Origin of the sequence: Sphingobacterium arenae (genome assembly GCF_014692505.1) — a bacterium.
Lineage (GTDB): Bacteria > Bacteroidota > Bacteroidia > Sphingobacteriales > Sphingobacteriaceae > Sphingobacterium > Sphingobacterium arenae.
The window spans coordinates 853275-872842 of record NZ_JACNYK010000001.1 but is presented as its reverse complement, the minus strand read 5'-3'; the positions used below and the strand labels follow the sequence as shown (position 1 = coordinate 872842).

Below are 19568 nucleotides of genomic sequence, written 5' to 3'. Positions count from 1 at the left end.
TTCCTTTCATCCCCCATTACTGCCCGGAGAAATCAAAATAAAGTACCATGTGCAATGCACGGATGGGCTCCTTTTCGAAATCGTAATATACATGCTTCATACCCATTGGACCGGTTGTCTCCGGCTTCTGTGTTTTCGTGCCGATAGCCGATATACCGTTCATGAAGGAGATGTCGCCACTCGGAAAGGTCGGCTCCATATTCTTCCAATCCGTATCCTGCTGTTCTTTCGGTGTAAATAGGCGTAGAAACACATCTTCCCGATCGGTGAACACCAGAAACGACTGTTCATCGGTCATAAATTTTGTCCAATACATATGGCTATGATAGCCTTTAAACTCCGGATAGATAAAAGGCACCTCTCCGGTAGCTACATCGTTATAATCTTTCTTCCATACGCCAAATTGATTTCCTTTCATGCGGTTTTTCCACACCCGGTACGGGCCATTCCCCATATATTCCACGCCTTTGATCTTGTCTTCCGGAAAAGAGAAATTCACACCCACATATTTGGTGAAGTATTCTTTTGGGAAATATTGCACATGCATTTTCAGCTGTCCCGAAGGATAAACCGTCCAAGTCAGTGTATTGTAGCTTTCTTTTTTATCAAAGGTAGAGGCAATAACCACGGTGTCTCCGTCCCTTCGCAGCGTAAAATTCTTGTAATTGGTCACCGCTTCTTCAACCTGTGGTCCATTGTTAAAAGGAATAACACCGTTGGCGTTTTTGACTTCTTCCAAAAAACCACTTCTCTTGTTAAATTTCAGGGTGATTCCATTTGCAGCCACTAAATAACTGGAATCTGACTCCGAAGTTTCGATGGCCGCATTGCCCTTACGGATAAAGTTCTGTGCCACTTTATTCGGCAGACTAATCGGAAAACTCCACGTGAAAATTTCCAGACCATTCCTATCTTTTGCGGTGATATATAAAGCATCATAATCTCGCCACTCCGCTGGAAAATCCAATTTTAAAATCCCCTTATCGTAAGGCGCAATATCCGGTGCAGTAATCGTTCCGGTACGGCTACCCTTATCTTCGCCATATTGCCCTAATTTTTTCAGTTCATAGCTAAACGAACATTGGTTGATATTGGTAAATGCGTATCTGTTTTCAATATGAAAAGTCCCGTCAAAACCGGCTGTCATTTCTCTTTTCTCGAAGAAAATTGGACTCCATACCTCTTTGATGGTATAAAAGCTACCTTCCTTCTCATAATGAGGCCCAACAATACCATCGGCACCTAGATTACCTTTGGTATCCACGAAGTTATTTTTATCCGTACGTATAACTCCCTGATCTTGAAAATCCCAGAGGAAGCCGCCGGCCGACAATGGGTTCGCCCACATCGCCTTCCAATAATCTTCAATTCCGGCACCGTGACCGCCGTCAAACATACCATGCAGAAACTCCGTAGGCATCACAATATTATGTCCATGGTCATAGGTTCCGATACCATAATTATATTCGCGGTAATGCGTGGTTTCGAAGCCGCCGTATACCGCCCAAGGGTAGATCAGCGGTCTCTTCTGGATATCGTTGGCAAAAAATACACTATCGAGTTCGGGGTTATGCCCCCCTTCATTTCCGTTGGCCCAGAAAATAATCGACGGATGATTTTCCGATGCAATCATCATTTCCTCTGTCAACTTGGTACCTGTAGGCGTATCGTAATATCCGTGCCATCCCCCCAATTCATTCATTACATATAAGCCCAACGAATCACAGACTTCCAAAAAGTGGTTGTCAGGTGGGTAATGCGCCATACGCACAGCGTTCATATTCATCTCCTTGATCAAATTTACATCATGGATACTGACCGCCTTACTGGTGGTACGTCCAGATTCGGGTGTAAAAGAGTGCCTGTTAACCCCTTTAAATTTGATTTTAACGCCATTTACATAAACGCCATCTCTTTCCTTGACCTCCACGGTACGGAAGCCGAACTTTTGACGCATTTCGTGTACCTTTTTACCATTTTGGAATAAAGAAATATGTGCTTGATACAGATTCGGAAATTCCGAAGACCATAATGCAGGGTCCGAAAATGTGCCCTTGAGTTCGGCTTGATCACCCTCAAAGTCAGCGCGAAGCACCTCGCCATACGACCGCCCCGCGGCATCGTGCAGCTGCACCTGCACCGCATCGGCTTTGCCCTGCTTCTTGATGATGCTACGAAACTGCCCGTCAGCTTTCGCATCAATGGACACTCGCTGGATGTGATCTTGCGGAAATGCTTCCAGATAAACCGGGCGAAAAATACCGCCAAATACCCAGAAATCACCTTCCCTTTCAGCGGCATTGACAGATTTGTTCGCCGAATGTTTGGCAACCGTCACCTCCAGTAAGTTTTTACCTGTATAATTTAACAGCTTAGAAATATCGTATTTGAAGACATAAAAAGCCCCTTGGTGGATTGCACCGGCAGATTTTCCATTTACTTTAACTTCGGCATCGGTCATGACCCCTTCGAATACCAAGTTCACCACGGATCCCTTCCAAGCTTTATCTACTTGAAAAGTATACTTATACAGCCCTTCTTCTTTCCCCTTTTTCTCCTCCTTATCAAAACCATAGTTATATTGACCAAAACCGTGCAGCTCCCAATTGGATGGTACCGGGATTTTTGTCTGCTCCCCCGCACGCATACCACCCGTTACGGTAAAATCCCAGAGCACTGTGTCATCATTTCCTGTACCCGACAAATACTTCACAGTTTTGGTTTGGGCGTTAGAAAAAGACAATCCCACAAACCACAGGCAAATGACCCATACACTCCTAAAACTACGCTTCATATCAAACTTTCGGTTAATCATTAATTCAATTTTTCGGCCTGGAATGACGAAATAGCGTATGCTGCTTCGTTGTCCATTCCATCCGCATCATCCACATCAAAATTCTGGTCGGTTGGCGTATCGGCATCTGGATATCGACGGACATCTCCAGTACGGAACGCTACGCGGCTAATCTCACTTACCGGCTGAAAAAACAGACGCGTTCCCTTATCGGTTCCGTTGATATTGATATCATAAGAGCGGGTTTGCACATTTGCCGTCAACTCGATACGATAGGTTTTTCCAGCTTCGTAAGATTGTAACGACGCCATACGGTATCCCGCTTTATTCAAAATTTGTCCTTCTGCATCAAATACAATACGAGCAGCTGCTTGCCCTAGGTCATTGACCAATTCAATCTGCAAATTACCATGATCCGCTTGCTTCGGCGTGACAGTAAACACGATTTTAGCTTTGTTCGACGATACGATCACGCGCTCGGCTTTTGCATAATCAAAGGGATCTTTGTCTTTTAATACCAGTGCATTATTTTCTACCTGAACCGGTGCCCAAAGCGGACTATAAATATTCCATCGATTGAATGTTTCTACAGCATGCTGAGAGAAGTCGTCGTTTACATTACCTTCTACAGCTGCGGTAACCGGAACGGGTACCTTCGAGACCCACATATCTTCCTTATTCATACTATACGTCACCCACATATTGTTGTCGGGTGGCAAACCATTTCCCTCTTGTATGCCTCTGGGGTACTGTGGGCCGTACGATTTATAGTTCCCTCCATAGCGCATCGTGGTAATCTCGCCATTAATTAACAGTAGATCCGTATAGGTCAGGCCATCATCACTTGTTGATAGCGCTAAAGGCCAACGAAACTCCGACGGGTTGTAAACGGTGGCAAAACGATTGTCAGATGTACGTTGGCCCCATATTTTAGCGTTGCTATTCACAAAACCCGGTGCACGTAGTGGATTGTACCCCCATGTTTTGCCCTTATCTTTACTGACCGATGTCAAGGCGTGTTTCCACATACCGACCACATCTCCATTATCAAGCGTATAATAAGCAAATGCTTTTAGCGGACGTTTAAACGGAACTAACGGATCGTCGCGATCAGCTTCTTCGACCCATTGCTGCATCTGCAGTGGTTTATCCATCAGCTCCTTACAGGCTGCCACAAATGCCTTGTCCTTACTTTTGGTATAAAATGGAAATTTCGCTAACTTCTGGTCAAATGACGCGTTAAAACGGATAAAATAAATCGGACCGAAAGAGCCGTCTTTTTTTATTTCCCGGACGACACGCCCAATACCATTACCATCATTGGGATCATCTTTTGCATCGAGCGCTACACCATAGTAACCAATGGTCAGCAACTTACCGTTAGACGCGGTATAGAACCCCATGCGTTGGTGCATAATCGCATACAGGTCTTTCCCCGCTTTATCCGAACGTCCAGGTTTTGTAAACCCTTCCGGTACGAGATAAGGCGGAAACAATTCCTCCGGATCCGACCAAGTATAGCCATCTTTGGAGGTCTGGAGGGAAGTTTTCCCTTCAGCCACATGCTCGCCTATCGGGTTGCTCAAAAACTGGAGGTAGTAGGTATTATTCCAATACGCCAAAAAAGGCTGATGATTATAGGTGAAATTTAATCCCCCCGCACGCTCAGGATAGGCTCTGTTTGCCCGAAAGGTTTGTATATTGTGCGTTCCCACAGCAGGTTTTAATTGTCCGTGGTGATAGTCCACATTCGACAAGGTTTTGCCGACATAGGTCATCGTATCTTGAGCTGCCACATACTGTGTCGTACATAACAAGGCAATACCTAATAGTGTTGATCTCATCTGTTTTTTATTTTTGCGCTTTTAACAATCGCTCCAGGTCTGATTTGGATGCTTTGAAAATCGTTCCATGCTTGTGTCCTTTTGGAACAGAAATTTTATGGTTGGCGTTCTTAAACGTTTTAAAATCCGTAGTCGATACTGCCTCATAGCTCATCGTACCATAGGAATCAAAATAAATAAGCCACTCGCCATCCAGCTTCACCACCGACGGGCCTTCGGTCTTAAAACCAGAATAAGGCTCCGATACATTTTCATAAGGCCCTAACGGGTTATTCGAAAAAGCAACTTTCAAATTTCGGTTCGGCCGTGTATTGTCTTTCAAAACAAGCACATAATCGTTCTTATCTTTTTTTACGATGACCGCATCAATAATACTGAAACCCGGATCGGAGAATAGTTTCGTTTCCGTAAACGTTTCAAAATCTTCTGTGGTCGTATAGTACATCCGGTGGTTATTTCGCTCTTCCTCTTCTCCCTTTGGGAAACGCTCAGGAATAGTGGATGCCCATATAATAATAAAGCGGTCGTCGTCCTCGTCATAGAACAACTCTGGTGCCCATACATTTACAGTCGTTTCCTCATGCTTCATGACCGGCACGACTTTCTTGTTTTCCCAATGGATCAAATCTTTCGAAGAAGCGTATCCAATACCTTCATTTCCTTGCCAGCCGATGGTCCATACCAAATGATACACCCCATCTTTCCCACGCACCATCGAGGGATCCCGCATGATCTTTTGCTCTCCTAGTTCAGGTTTTAGAAAAATGCCGTCGATAGCCGTCCAAGAATAACCATCATCACTATAAAGGTACTGCAAACCTCCATCGGCAGGTTCACGAAACGATGTGTACATATAAACATCCCTTTGGCATGACGCCAAGAGGGATGCTATAAACACAACAACTAAAATATTTAACCGACCTTTCATGTTACTATATGCTGTCTAAAATCAATACCCAATCATTTCCATCTTTCTCTCCTCCTTCAGGCTTGAACGTCTGTACACCTGTATTTTCTACTTCTCCTATCACCGTCGACTCACCCGTACGCGGATCGTACCAAGACGCTTTCACTTTGTCTCCGTTAATTTTCCCCATGTTCACCTTCATTTCCCGACCATTATAGTTGTAGATAAATGCATACTGATCCGTCCGCGTTGCCAATAGTCGATTATATTTTTCTCCATTTTCGGCTATCAGGCTCTGATCGGGCACACGATCAAAATAACCATCTCTAGACAACATAAGCTTTTTCAAATACTGCATTTGCCCTGCTCCTGGCGCATCCATGGCTTCTGTCCACAACGTTGTTGATCCGTAAGCTGTCGTGGAGTCGCTTGCAGAATGCATCTGCATAACCGAGTTTTGCCCATATGTATATCCAAAAGCACCTGCAAACACCGACCAATAGCCGTACCGACGCACATCATGGTCTTGCCAAACAGGTTCTTTCGTATCGTGCAAACCCTGCGGAATACCCTCATAGGAAGGTTCTCCGTCGATCGTCGGCTTCACCGGACTTAACGCCCAGTCTACTTCCATAAATTTCCAATTATCTTCGCCGTAATGTTTCTTTTCATTGCTCGAAGTGTCCTGGTCATATCTTCTGTGTCCCGACTGTACCATGTTGAAATCCAACCAAGGTTCATTGTGAAACCAATCCGAAGAAGCTGTTCTACCCCGTGGGTGATAGGTCATCAAGTGATCTGGATCGATCGCTTTAATGGTTTTCCCCATTTCCAACCACACAGCCGTAGAGTCAGAAGCGGGAATATCTCCCCCATTCAACCAGATAATATTCGGTTTATCTTTCCATCGTTCGGCAAGAAACGTTGCATATTTCGTGGTTTGTTCGACCGACACTTTACCATCTTTTACCGGCGATCCCCATACAGGAACAAGGGCCATATAAATCCCTTTCTCTGCTGCCTGATCAATAATATAATCGATATGATCCCAGTAATCGTACTCTTCTGCTACTTCTGGGTTATTTCCCTCTGTCACAAGCGGACGCGCAATATCTTTGTTTACCATGGATGAATCGCCGTACACATTGACAGATGGCACAGTATGCAGAACCATCGCCTGGACGACGTTAAATCCTTTTTGTTTACGGTTTTCCAAATACTGTTCTGCTCCCTCGCGATCTAATTTATTAAACAGCAACCAGCCCGTGTCGCCAAGCCAAAAGAAAGGCCTGCCATCGTCGGTCATTAAATATCTGCCGTTTTCAGACACGTTCAGCGCACTCATCGTCGAGGAAAGTCTCCCTTCATCTGAGGTAGTAGAGGTACAGGAAAAAAGAGCTCCTGCAAACGCTAATGGTAATAGTTTTTTGCAAATAGATATCATATTACTTCTTGGTTATCCAGACTACTTCTGGGGTGTTTTTATATTTTTTTAAGGTGATACGTTGCCCCGTTTTAATACGCTCAGAACGAAGGACCGCTCCCGTTTTTACGTCAATATGGTACGCTTTGTAATTTCCTTTCCAAGCAGGTACATCCACTTGGAACGTCGTCTTATCGGTATTATAGAAGATGGCAGATTCCGGACCTTCTAGGCGCCAGATATCGTCTTGCGTCATCGCCTGCATATCCGAGGCTTCTCTAGTGAATCCTGCATGTTGCACTTTTGGTATACCAGCCATGGATCCACCTGCCATAAACACTGCCCAAGCATATTCTGGATAACTGCTACTGTGGTAAACAACAGCTTTTTCGGGAAATTTGGCACGGTATTCAGAAACCGCATGATATACCTGCTCAGGCGAGGTACCACTGGATTTCATCTTACGTGCGTGTTGGCGTGGTGCAAGATTCCTTCCTCCTTCCGGAGCGTAAGGTTCTCCATTTTTTTGATAATACCAATAACGAATATCAATTACCTGAATTTCCTTTGCTCTGTCCGTATCCGCTAAAATAGCGTCCTGCACATCTTTCGTCGCGCTAAGACCAATTATCGGATGAAGACCGGTTTCTGCTTTCCATTCTTTAATCACATCAATCCAAAACTCCACAAAGTGCAGCGGTCCGGTATATTCCGCACTGATAAGCTGAATAACGCCCGTATTATCTTTAAAGTTCTCCAGACACTGACGAATATATGCGCGGTGCAATTCCCGTCTTACCGGGTGGGTGACATCATAAAACTGTTCCGCCATAAAAATCCGCTTATCACCCGCATACGGTACAGGCTCCGGAAAGCCGACATTATTGATGTTGTTGGCCGTACGCCAAGGAAAGTCTGTATAATGACCTCCTGCTTCTAAAATATTATGTTGGAAATAATTCTGATGCAGCAACACCAATCCTTTCTCGTCCGCTAAATCCGCAAATTGCTTCAGTCGATTCCAATAAAAACGATTATATTTTGTCAAATCATATTTTGACAGGCCATCGTACGCCAATCCCTGTCCGCTTCGTGCAAAAGGTAACTCGTAAAACGGCGGCCAGACTTCGCCATCCATACGACGAATACGCTCGTGATCATCTCTCCGTCTATCATACCATAAACCATAATTATGGTCGATACTCAATACGTTCTTTGCGACCATATTATCTGCCACTTCTTGAAGGTCATCGGTTAAACCAGTTCCTATTTCTCCTGGAACGTAACGTGTTATATGCGGTTTAGCATCTTTCAATCCGCGCGGTTTAATATTTCCGTTCCACCAGGGCACATCATGTTTCCGACCGGTCAGCACTTTTTGTCCCCGCACGAGCCAGCCATTTAAGATGGTCATGTCCGCCACCTTAGTTGTTTTTACTTTCTGCGGTACATCCTGATCTGTTAGGATCTTTATTCCCTGTACACCGGTCGCTAAAGGAGCACGTTGTGATACTTCTGTTATAAGATCTTTGAGTTGAGGTGCCGGTTTCTCCGCTATCCTTGTCAACTCTTCTGCCGCCTCTATCGTCGGGCTGGTAGATGCTTCCGTAGGAACCGGCAACAAAATTTTTCTTACAGCAGCACTTTCTCCTATTCTGTTTTCCAACTGCGCATAATACAGGCTTCGCGGGTTTATATGGCTATTAGATTCTGTCCAGTAGGCATTTCCCTGGAACTGTGCCCAAAGGCCGAAACCCCAATTTTGCGCAGTAGGAGGTTGATCACTCTCGATCAGTGCCGCAGTGGATTGCCAGAACACACTATTTGCAGCTGTCCATCCCGCACCTTTCCCATCCTGTCCACGGTTTTTGTAGCTCAGCGCTTGTGCATCGATGTCTACAATATCAAACAATACACCAGAAGCCCAGCTATCAATCGTGCCACTAAAGCTATATGGTTCTACTGCTTGGCACTGTACGAAAGCATTCGGTCCTGCGGCTGTAAACCCAACAGCAAAATCATGATACCCTTTTTCGGAATACAGTCGTTGAAATAATGTCTGTTGACCTCGGGTATAAAACGTATATCTTCGCTGCCCACCGATTTCAGAAATCGGATCGCGGGAAATACAATCTTCAACGGTCAGTTTGCTAGCTGTCTCTTTTGCATACACAGCCGATCCTGCAAAATATCTAAATTGCATTCGTCGAATCCATACATTCTGCGCATTCTCCACCGTAATGGCCATCCATCGATGATCTTCATCTTTTGGATTATTTTCATCGAAAGCCGATTCCAATTGTATATTTTCGATACCGACCTGCTCAATTCTACCATTCCATGTATATTTCTCGACCGTTGCTCCGCCGTACCGTCGATCCAATGCCGTTGTAATAGGCACGTCTACCTCGACCAAATTTCCATCTAAGCGTACAATCTCTCGGTCCCAGGTGGTGTTCCAAAACCCCGGTTTCCATCCTAAAAAAGACATTTCTCCACCAAAGTCTTCTGCCTGTAATACCTTAATCCATTCCGCAGTGGAAGGTCGCGTAATCAGGATACGATCTCCCACCTGAAGACCATGCACATTATCGAGTTGAAACGTCGTCGCATTCACAGGCACATAATCATCTTGTACATTTCGTTGCTCCTCCCGTACTACATCCTGCACACCCGCTATGCGGATTAACGTTTCCCTGCCTGTCCCCCCGCCGACTAATACTGTACCATTTTCTGTAAAACCCGCACCTCGTAATACCACCCCCGAGGTGTGGAGTTTCAAGGAACCGGACAACGTGTATTGTCCGGGTTGCAACAGTACCGTTCCACGCACACCTTGTTTATCCACAGGCAATTGCGACACATAATCTATAGCCGCTTGAAGACGCGCTGTAGCGTCACCTTCTTGTATCGGTACCACAATTTTCACCGGTACTTCGGGGATAGCTTTGTTGCCGCCTGCATAACCTGCATGCGAAAAATCGGGAATACGATTGCCTAAGGAATCTGGTTGGTAAATTAACTTTCCATCGTTCCAAGCTAAGGGCTTAAACCCTTCTTGCGCATATCCTACAAAATAGCTCAAAAAAAACAGGCCGAGTACCCACGTGTATTTCACTGGAACCAATCGACAATATGTACGTTTACTATTCAATACCAATACAATTTAAAAAAAGATTTATTAAGCTCAAAATAAAGAAGTTATATTCAACTCCGCTAACGTTAACAACAGGTAACTTGGCCTACATATCTCGCTATACAAACATAGCTATAAGGGTATAGCTATGTTTGTAGTATTTTCTCTAGCTATTGTATTATTTTGTCGCGGACAATATTCCATAAAATAACTTATCTTGACAAGGAATCTAATAGCCGTTAGAGCCAAATTCATCCGCGTTATTAATCTGATTTAAGAAATTAAACGGAATAGGGCGCTTATAATGTCTACCTGGAATAAAATTGGCTGCCGCCGTTTTATTATAAGCGGCTAGCCTGGTTTCAAACGCTTTATTGCGCTTCAACAGGGCCCACCGATTAAATTCCCCACAAAGTTCCCTTGCATACTCATCAAAAACATCGTCCATCGTCGCCGTGGTTAATTGCATGCCGGTAGCCGTGTTGAAATCTGCCGCGTCTCTACATGCACGCTTGCGTAGTTCGTTCAAATACCCCGCCGCCGCAGCACCGTCACCATTTACATGAAGAGTAGCCTCCGCAGCGATTAAATAGGCTTCCGCCATCCGCATGATCATGATATTACCCAGTTTCTGCTGAAAGTTTCCGCCGAGCCATCCTCCGTCGAAGTTCGTATTAAATTTCATCATCGCCGGAAAAAGATTCGCCAAGCTTGACGGTGTTAAATTATTATTCGAGGTCACACCTTTGTATGTACTACCCGTAGGGTCAACCGTCAGGTCAAACAATTCATCTATATTAACGGTCACATACCCTCGTGTTTTTTTATCATCCGTACTCAGGCTTTCTTTACTCAAATAGGCAAAAAACCGATCTTCGTCTGCCGCTAAAGGATAAGGGTGTACATTCGCGTTCGGTATCGTTTCTAAATCTGAAGTTGACCCATTATACGCCTCTTTTTCCCAGATTTTCGGAATATATTGCCAAGTCGCATTTCGAGAAGCCAGACTCGCATTAACATCCACGTAAGGATAGATCTTTTTTCCGACATGGCTAGGATCTATACCATATTTTGCACACATGGCAGCTGTGAGGGTAACAGTCGCCGCATCATAGGTAACGTTTGCCGGAGTAGGAGCGCCCGTTCCCAAGCTACCTATCGCCTGCACCCCCGAATAGTTTGTAAAAGCAGTTACAAATGTGTTCTCCCAACGTTTATCGTATCTCGCATCAAAACAATTTATCAAATATCTTGTAGGTGCGATGAATTGTTGGTTTAAGCGGCCATAGTAAGCATTCGAAGTATTGGAATTAACCCCTCTTTTGAAAATATCTGATGTCCCGAAAGCATCGTCCAATTTCGGATAGTAGTGGAGATAGAGATTTGGTTTGGAACCGCCAGTGAAGTAATCATAGGATTCGTCGTAGGGGTTTAAACCATATGCGGTAAAAAGCGCCTCTTCATTATTTCTATTGTTGTCCGAAGCAAATACGTCTGCAAAATCATCGTATAACACCGCTCCGTATTCTCCTTTCATATTGATCAGGCTGTCAGCAACTTCTTTTGCACGCATCCAATAAGTTTTATCACCTTCCTGTAAATCCTCTCCTGCCCCTTGTGCATACACACGAGCAAGAAGGCCCAAAGCTGCCTTTTTCGTGACCCGAGCTGGATTTCCATCATACGGCGTAACCGGAAGATCATTAAATGCGGCTCTCAGATCGGAAATAATCTGCGTATAAATTTCTGGGATGCCATTTCGTTGGGGGCTTAAGTTTTTCACCGGGTCATTCGTCAATACCAATGGAAGCTCTCCGAATTGCGCGACTAAAACGGAGTAAAAATATCCTCTCAAAAGCCGTGTCTCAGCCACCAAAACCGCAATATCCTCTGGATTACCATCGGCTAAAGCAGGAGCAAGATCGATGGCTTTATTACAATGATTGATCGATCCCCAGGCGTAATCCCATGTATTTCTTACAACATTAGAATTTATAGTAAACTCTTCATAAGCAAGAAGGTCCCGGTATTGATTGTGATTTCCATAGGGGAATGTCCACAAATCGGTCCCTCCTTCCGATACGATCCCATAAGGCATACCAATGAGCGGCCCCCATAGCCCTGTATAACAATTAGACTGATAGGCTTTCCAACCTTCGAAATTGGTCAAGACATCTTCTTCAGACAGGACGACGGGATTGTACTCATCTAAACTACAAGAGCTGATCGCTACTGCGGTAGAGAATCCCAGCCCGATCGTGTATAATATTCTTTTTAATTTATTTGTTTTCATGATCTGTCGTTTACATATTAAAAGGTCATATTCAAGCCAAACACCAGTTGCTTGGTTAAAGGATAGGCTAATTCACCATTCATTTCCGGATCATACTGTTTGATCAAGTGACTTTTGGCGACGATTAACGGGTTCGTCATCGTACCATATATACGTAGCTTGCCCAAAGAAAGTTTCTCCGCCACACCTTTCGGCATGGTATAACCGAGGGTGATATTCTTGATTTTAAAGAAGGATCCGTCCACATAGTTTAGTCCTGAGAAACCAGTCATCGTCGAGGCTGTCGCCTGATATTGCATAACGGGGAAATCATTTGTTGGATTTTCCGGTGTCCAATAGTCAAAATATTCCGGAATTGTTCTGGAGGGACTGGCATTCGCCGCTAATCCGTTAGGCTGGTACCACCCTAACATATTGTAATGGATCATTTGTCCCCAACGGAAATACGAATATATCCCAAGGTCTATATTTTTGTATTTGAATGTATTTTGAATACCCAAAGACCAATCTGGAGAATTGCGTCCTAAAATCTGATAATCGTTTGCACTATAGTTGTATCTTGACGTTGCTTCTGTAAGGTTACCATTGTATTGCTGCGCCGTGGCCAAGTCCGTATAGTAATAAGACGTTGTACCATCTACATTCTCTTTCATAAATACACCGTCTGCTACTTTCGTCATATTCGGAACGTTCACCTTTAAATCGCCGGGACGCTTACCAAATACCGCCGCATCCGCCTCTTCACCAATTTGCCAAACACCATCCAATTTATAATTGCGGAATGAATTGAGCGGTTCTCCTATACTAAGGCTATATACATCATTTATAATATTGTTTGCGACGCCATCGGTCAGCTTTAAAATCCGCTCCTTATTGTATGCGAAAGCCGCGGACGTACTCCATTCAAAATTTTCAGAAACGATGTTACGCGAGTTGACCGTGAATTCGAAACCTCGGTTTTGTGTCCGTGCAATATTAACATAAGTTTGATATTGGGTACCCGGCACATAAGTACCATAGATAATTGGCGACGTTAAATTCCAGATCACACCATCCGTTTTTGTCGTATAATACTCTAAAGCAAGGTCGACTCTATTTTTGAACATGGATACATCTAAACCAATATTGGTGTTATAGGACTTCTCCCACCCCAAAAGCGGATTCGTAATAAATTGGGAATTCCGATAAATCAGCTGCGTCATGCCACCTAACGACATATTCGCATTTTCTAAATTTGCCACGGAGCTGTACGGATCGATTTTTGCAGATCCAGTGACCCCCCAACCTACACGGACCTTCAAATCGTCTAACCAATTTTTTGTCCCGTTCATGAAGGATTCTTCGGAAATCCGCCAGCCTGCGGATGCTGCGGGGAATGTGTTCCAACGATTCGTTCTATATAAAACTGATGCACCATCTCTACGTATAGAGGCAGAGGCCAGGTATTTTCCCAGATACGAGTAGTTTACCCGCCCGATGACACCAAAGGTTTTAGCCATATCATAAGTCGAAGTTGCCGTTGTATTTGCATCGCCCATAAACTTATGCCATTGAAAATTATTGGACAAAATATTGCTTTGGAGCATTTCGGTCTCATTATTTTGGTTATCATGCCAAGTGGTTACGCCGGTTAACGTAAAGTCATGATCATCTGCCACCTGGAAATTATACGTTAGTATATTTTCCCACTGGTAGCCTATCGAGCGATTCTGATTAATCGACGCTTTTGCGATCCCCGCATTATTATACGTATAGCTTACCGATCCTATCCCATCAAACCGATAGCCATTGGAGTAGGTTAGCCAAGTACCTATTCTGGACAATAAAGTCAATCCTTTTAGCGGTTTGATCTCCAGATAAGGGTTTACGTATAGTTTAAGATTATTATCTTTATTCGCATATACACCCGGTTGATAATCCAGCAGTAGGTTATATACGTTATTACCCAAATCCGGATTTAAAGAGCCGTCTTCCCTATAAAGCTGTACCAGTGGATCGGTAACTAACGCATTCTCTAGTTTATCTTGTGCCTTATTCCGAATAACGTAGGATGCCTGAAGATCACTACCGATCGAGATCCAATCTCTTATTTTATGGTTTAACCGCATACTCGTCGAAAGCAGATTATAGCCATCTCCTCTATACTGTCCTTCTTCGTTCGTGTAATTAAAAGACAGATAGCCGGTCGTTTTTTCATTACCCCCCGATACGCTCAAACTGTAGTTCTGTGTTGCCGCACTTTTTTGTAAAAACTCATCCGTCCAATTAACAAAATTACCTTGCTGAAAGGTGGCATATCTATCTTCACCAAAGATAATCTCATCATCAGCCTCGGATTGCCATAGCGCTCCTTCTGTGGTCCATTTTTGGTTGGCTTCGTCCCAAATGTACTTATAAGCGTCTCGCTTAGCTTGTAAATAAGCATCGCCCGTACGCATTTTGGGTGTAATAGACCATCCATTATAACCATAATACGCATTCAAATCAATATTTAGTTTCCCAGCCTTTCCACTTTTTGTGGTAATGATAATAACGCCGTTTGCTCCAGCAGATCCATATACCGCGGTGGAAGCTGCGTCCTTCAATATCTCTATCGATTCAATATCATAAGGGTTTAGCGTAGCATAATCACCTGGCAAGCCATTGATAATAAATAATGGAGTACCAGTAGCACTGAATGATCGAGAACCACGCAGCTGCATATCCACTCCTTCTCCAGGTTGTCCGGATGATCGTGTGATATCTAAACCAGCTACCCTTCCCTGCAAGGATTCCATCGGGTTTGGCCCAGGCCTCGCCGTAATTTCCTCGCTTTTTACCGATACGACGGACCCCGTCAGATCGCGTCTCTTTACCGTACCAAAACCGATGACAACAACTTCATCCAAAGTCGATTCGCCGGTTTCCAGCACGATATCCAGTACCGTATCTTTCGAAACATGTACCGTATTGGAGGCATACCCCACCGCAGAAAAAACAACATCTCCGGCTGCTGCTAACCGAATGGAGAACCTGCCATTTTGATCTGTAGATGCTTCTGCACCGTCGTAACGGACGGTAACCCCGGCGATTGCCTCTCCCTCAGACGACCGCACTTGTCCACTCACCTGAATAGATTGTTGTGGATGTTCCGTTGCTGCATACGCCATACTTGGCATCGGCCACGTAAAGACCAAAACCGAAGCACATGTTGCATACAAAAAACGCTTTTTTGTAAATCTTAACATAATTGAAATTGTTTATAATCCCTAAGCTAGCTGTTAGATAATATTCTACACTCAAACTTACTTTCCATATTGTCTAGACGTTATATGCGACCCCGTTTACAAGCTACAAAACGCCTTCACAACGAAATCGAAAACATCTAATTGTCCACCAATCTAACTAACTATTTGTTTATAACTGCGTCTACCATGAGTAAGGCACCGTTAGTTTCTAAGACAAAGAAGAAGAAAAAACAACATGAAATACTATATAGAATTAGCGGAGTAATATACAATATTACCATTTTCTATATCTTTATCCATAGAATAAAAATAAAAAATCCGAGCATGTTATTAACACACTCGGATAATTTGCTGTTTGAATTTACGCTTCCTCTTATTCGGAAAATAAGCTTCGATTAACTAATCGTATCTACGTTGTTACCAAGATTTCGGTAATCTATTTTCTCCTTTGGATTTGTTCCATTCAAATATTCCTCCACATTCGTGTAGCCATCGCCGTCAGCGTCTTTAGCGCCATCGGTAGGATCGTTTGGATCAAAACCATATTTTTTCTCCCATTCGTCCGGCATACCATCACCATCGCTATCTACAGGCACCTGTGCTTTATTGTAAGTCAATTCAGGATAACCGCCTACTTCGGAAATCTCCTTAATGATACCCGTTTCAGTCGTCGGTTTTCCGGTGCGTACCATTTCTACCACACGGGTATCCACCGCGTCACGTTTTGGTAATGTCGCTCCGGCTTTCGCCAATACAGCCTCGAAAGCTTCTTCTGCAGTATGATGGGGAGCTACTGGCCAGCCGACAAATGGCGTATTCACGCCCGCAATACTTTTGGCTTGTTCTGCGGTAGAACCATCGTCTTTGACACGCATACCGGCCCAATTATTCTGGGTTAACTCCGCATTATCGTGCATGATGTTACCTGCTACATACCACTTACCGGGACGGTTAGCTTCTTTCTGGTACCAATCTCCTTCTTTCCAGGCGTTACCGGGTGAATACATACTGCGTTGCTCAATACGGGCAAATACGTCGCGTATATTATCGTTCGTCGCTGGTCCTGGTTTATAATAATTGTTAATCACGTTGACTTGCGATGTCTCATCGCCTCCATCCATTGAACGGTGGCGCCAGTTAAAAACCACGTTATTCCGGAAATCAAATGGTCCTGACATACCTATAGACGGGTTCCGTGCGGTATTGCTCGCAAAGAGGTTGTGGTGGAATGTCGATGGATTTCCTCCCCAAGTACCACCAAATGCGTGTCCTCTGGCATCCAATGCTTCACTGGAAATCGTCCATTGGATGGTGATATTCTCTGCAGGGTCTTTTATCTGCGTCGTTCCGTCGAGTGATGGTCGCATGTGTCTATATAACGAAATATTTTCATCCATTCCCCAGCTCGTCGAACAATGGTCGATGATAATGTGGTGATGTGGATTTCCACCGATATTATCATCACCCTGCCCCCCTTCCGGAACACCTCGACGTACACGCACATGTCGAACAATGACGTTATGGGTATTGATATTCAGTGTTCCAGCTATACAGATACCATCTCCTGGCGCGGATTGTCCTGCTATGGTAATATCGGGGTGGTTGATATTTAGATCGCCCTCAATATCGATTGTGCCTGCTACGCGGAATATAACTATACGCGGTCCTTTCGCTTCTAAAGCGGCACGTAAACTACCCTCGCCGCTGTCGTTCAGATTAGTCACCGCTATCACTTTACCTCCGCGTCCGCCGGTGGTGAACATACCACCTCCCCAGGCTCCCGGAAATGCGGGGATAGCACCTTCGGGCAATCGCGGTGGATGAGGTGGAATCTGTCCACGCTCCGGTTGTGTTTGCTGTGCGTCAACACCCGTTCCCGCCAACAAAAGCGCTATAAAAAGCAGACTTTTTTTCAACGATTTATGTGAAAATGTTTTATTGGTCATCATATACTATTTATTTTTTATACTTCATTTACACTAAACAAATCTAAGTAAAAGAGCCGAAGCGTACTTATAACATATTCTCCGGCTCTTGTATCATGTTAGCGGCTGACCCTAGTAATTCGGATTCTGCCCAAATTCTTGCGGATTGGCAATAGCATCCAAGAACGATTGTGGAATTGGACGAACTGTATGTTTACTCTCGTCAAAGAAAAGAATATCCGGATTGGTCGCCTGCAGGTATGTATCGGTAAGTTTCCCCATGCGCTTTAAATCATACCAACGTGTCTGCTCGCCGGCCAATTCACGGCCTCTTTCGGCTAAGATAAAATCTAGCGTTACATCGCCAACAGCGACCTCCATTTCGGTTTGTCTTGACGTCACAGCCGCTCTTTTCCGGATCTCGTTGACATACCCCCGCGCTTTATTAGCATCACCATTAGCAAGCAACGCTGCTTCAGCTGCGATCAGATACACTTCACCCAAGCGAATGATCGGTACATCACCTAACCACTGTTGTCGATCCAAAATATATTCCCAACTCGAAAATTTCTTTAAAGAAGGATAAATCTCACGTGTATAGGTCGCCATGGCGTTACTTCCCGGCTGCACCCATTTTCCATCCACCTGGAACTGATCGGAGGGATCGACGATCCAAAACGGAAGATCTCTTTTGTCCGCTGCCGACATGACCCAGTTTGGCGTCAAAATCGATAAGCCATCCAGCCAGCCATCGTCGTTATCATCTACCATATTCGTGACACCCATACGCCAAGTCGATAAACCGCCCCGTACTAACGTTTCGTCGCCTGCTGCCGTATTTTTGATGACATGACCTACCAGGTTCGGGTTTTTGCCATACTGATTCACCATAGCTTGGCTAATCGTTACATCTTCCCATTTGGAATTATAATGCTCCATAAAAAAGGACTCCTTAAAGCGGGTATCTGCAGGATCCGCTACCGGTTCAAACACTTCGGTCAACAAGTATTTCGTCGGTTTAAAACTACGACTGTTAGAACGCCCTGTCCACGTCTCGCTTTCCTGCGTTCCCCAAGGTGCGCCAGTGGTACGCGTATCCATTAAATAATATTGTCGTGTTCTTCCACGATTCCAATTTTCGGGATTTCGGCCGTCGATGGCATCTATCGCTTCTAAAAACAGAAACTCTGTGTTGTTTTTATTATTGGTGCCATCCCAAAGTTTGGCAAAGCCCGATTTTTCTGCATCACTTTGATATAAGGCAATGCCATACTCACTCTGATTGTCGATCAGCTCCTCCGCTGTCTCTAACGCCAGACGGGCATTTTCCTGCACATCGCCTAAACGCGTCCGTTGCAGGTAGGCTTTCGCCAACATCGCATAAGCTGCTTTTTTTGTTACACGCCCTCTTTCTCCGTCCGACTTTGTTGGCAGATTCTCCGTCGCGAATTTCAAATCTGATATAATCAAATCATAAAAATCCTGTTCGCTGCTCCGGACCGGATTATTTACTGCTCCGGTTTCCGTTAACGGCAATGTCGTCAACGACACACCTCCAAATTGCTCTACTAAGTGCCAATTTGCCCATCCGCGCAAGAAGTAGGCTTCCGCAACCTTCGCATTCTTTGCTTCTTCCGATTCATAACCTTCTACCTGATCAGCATAGTAAATAGCCGTATTGCAGTAATTCACGGTCGCATACATCCCACGCCAGAACACTCTAAGCGTACCCAAATCAGGGTTCATATCACTATTATAAAGGGTAAATCCCGATTCGCTATTTGCCACATTAATCCAAAGATCCGTCCCCATCTCCATCGCGCCAATACCATCTATTTTACCATAGAAATAATACATCCCATCGTAACAGTAATTGATCAGGCTCTCGTATCCATCTTTATATTTATAAGCCGTCTCTACGTCAACCGTAGAAGGATTCCATTCGTCCAAAGCACAGGAGCTTACGCCGGTAGCCAAAAAAAGACCGAGGACTATTTTATAACCTATTGTTTTCATTTG

General features: G+C 44.4%; 9 protein-coding genes. All 9 read right to left on the bottom strand.

The features are described 5' to 3' along the window. Positions 1–16: 16 nt before the first annotated feature. The 9 genes from H8B17_RS03400 to H8B17_RS03360 all read right to left on the bottom strand — a co-directional run bounded on the left by H8B17_RS03400 (position 17) and on the right by H8B17_RS03360 (position 19565). Complete coding sequence (locus H8B17_RS03400; protein ID WP_190308332.1) at positions 17–2794, bottom strand: glycoside hydrolase family 2 protein; 2778 nt, start codon at positions 2792–2794, stop codon at positions 17–19. Positions 2795–2814: 20 nt separating this feature from the next. Next, complete coding sequence (locus tag H8B17_RS03395; protein ID WP_190307742.1) at positions 2815–4638, bottom strand: exo-alpha-sialidase; 1824 nt, start codon at positions 4636–4638, stop codon at positions 2815–2817. Positions 4639–4645: 7 nt separating this feature from the next. After that, complete coding sequence (locus H8B17_RS03390; RefSeq protein ID WP_190307741.1) at positions 4646–5566, bottom strand: glycoside hydrolase family 43 protein; 921 nt, start codon at positions 5564–5566, stop codon at positions 4646–4648. Positions 5567–5570: 4 nt separating this feature from the next. Then, entirely contained in the window at positions 5571–6989 is a 1419-nt protein-coding gene (locus H8B17_RS03385) for a glycoside hydrolase family 140 protein (protein WP_190307740.1), read from the bottom strand. Between the two features lies 1 nt (position 6990). After that, positions 6991–10122: a DUF6298 domain-containing protein gene (locus tag H8B17_RS03380; protein WP_223816335.1), complete on the bottom strand. Its 3132-nt coding sequence runs from the start codon at positions 10120–10122 to the stop codon at positions 6991–6993. Positions 10123–10333: 211 nt separating this feature from the next. Then, entirely contained in the window at positions 10334–12397 is a 2064-nt protein-coding gene (locus tag H8B17_RS03375) for a RagB/SusD family nutrient uptake outer membrane protein (RefSeq protein ID WP_190307739.1), read from the bottom strand. Between the two features lie 17 nt (positions 12398–12414). Further along, positions 12415–15624, bottom strand: a complete 3210-nt coding sequence (locus H8B17_RS03370) for a SusC/RagA family TonB-linked outer membrane protein (protein ID WP_223816334.1) — start codon at positions 15622–15624, stop codon at positions 12415–12417. Between the two features lie 395 nt (positions 15625–16019). After that, positions 16020–17573, bottom strand: a complete 1554-nt coding sequence (locus H8B17_RS03365; protein WP_190307738.1) for a pectate lyase family protein — start codon at positions 17571–17573, stop codon at positions 16020–16022. A 108-nt stretch (positions 17574–17681) separates the two neighbouring features. Next, positions 17682–19565, bottom strand: coding sequence for a RagB/SusD family nutrient uptake outer membrane protein (locus H8B17_RS03360; RefSeq protein WP_190307737.1), 1884 nt, complete (start codon positions 19563–19565; stop codon positions 17682–17684). Positions 19566–19568: the final 3 nt, after the last annotated feature.

What these genes read in the sequence shown, in the direction of transcription:
- H8B17_RS03400 (WP_190308332.1), bottom strand. Translation starts at nt 2,794, where the DNA reads ATGAAGCGTAGTTTTAGGAGTGTATGGGTCATTTGCCTGTGGTTTGTG.
- H8B17_RS03385 (WP_190307740.1), bottom strand. Translation starts at nt 6,989, where the DNA reads ATGATATCTATTTGCAAAAAACTATTACCATTAGCGTTTGCAGGAGCT.
- H8B17_RS03375 (WP_190307739.1), bottom strand. Translation starts at nt 12,397, where the DNA reads ATGAAAACAAATAAATTAAAAAGAATATTATACACGATCGGGCTGGGA.
- H8B17_RS03360 (WP_190307737.1), bottom strand. Translation starts at nt 19,565, where the DNA reads ATGAAAACAATAGGTTATAAAATAGTCCTCGGTCTTTTTTTGGCTACC.
- H8B17_RS03395 (WP_190307742.1), bottom strand. Translation starts at nt 4,638, where the DNA reads ATGAGATCAACACTATTAGGTATTGCCTTGTTATGTACGACACAGTAT.
- H8B17_RS03370 (WP_223816334.1), bottom strand. Translation starts at nt 15,624, where the DNA reads ATGTTAAGATTTACAAAAAAGCGTTTTTTGTATGCAACATGTGCTTCG.
- H8B17_RS03390 (WP_190307741.1), bottom strand. Translation starts at nt 5,566, where the DNA reads ATGAAAGGTCGGTTAAATATTTTAGTTGTTGTGTTTATAGCATCCCTC.
- H8B17_RS03365 (WP_190307738.1), bottom strand. Translation starts at nt 17,573, where the DNA reads ATGATGACCAATAAAACATTTTCACATAAATCGTTGAAAAAAAGTCTG.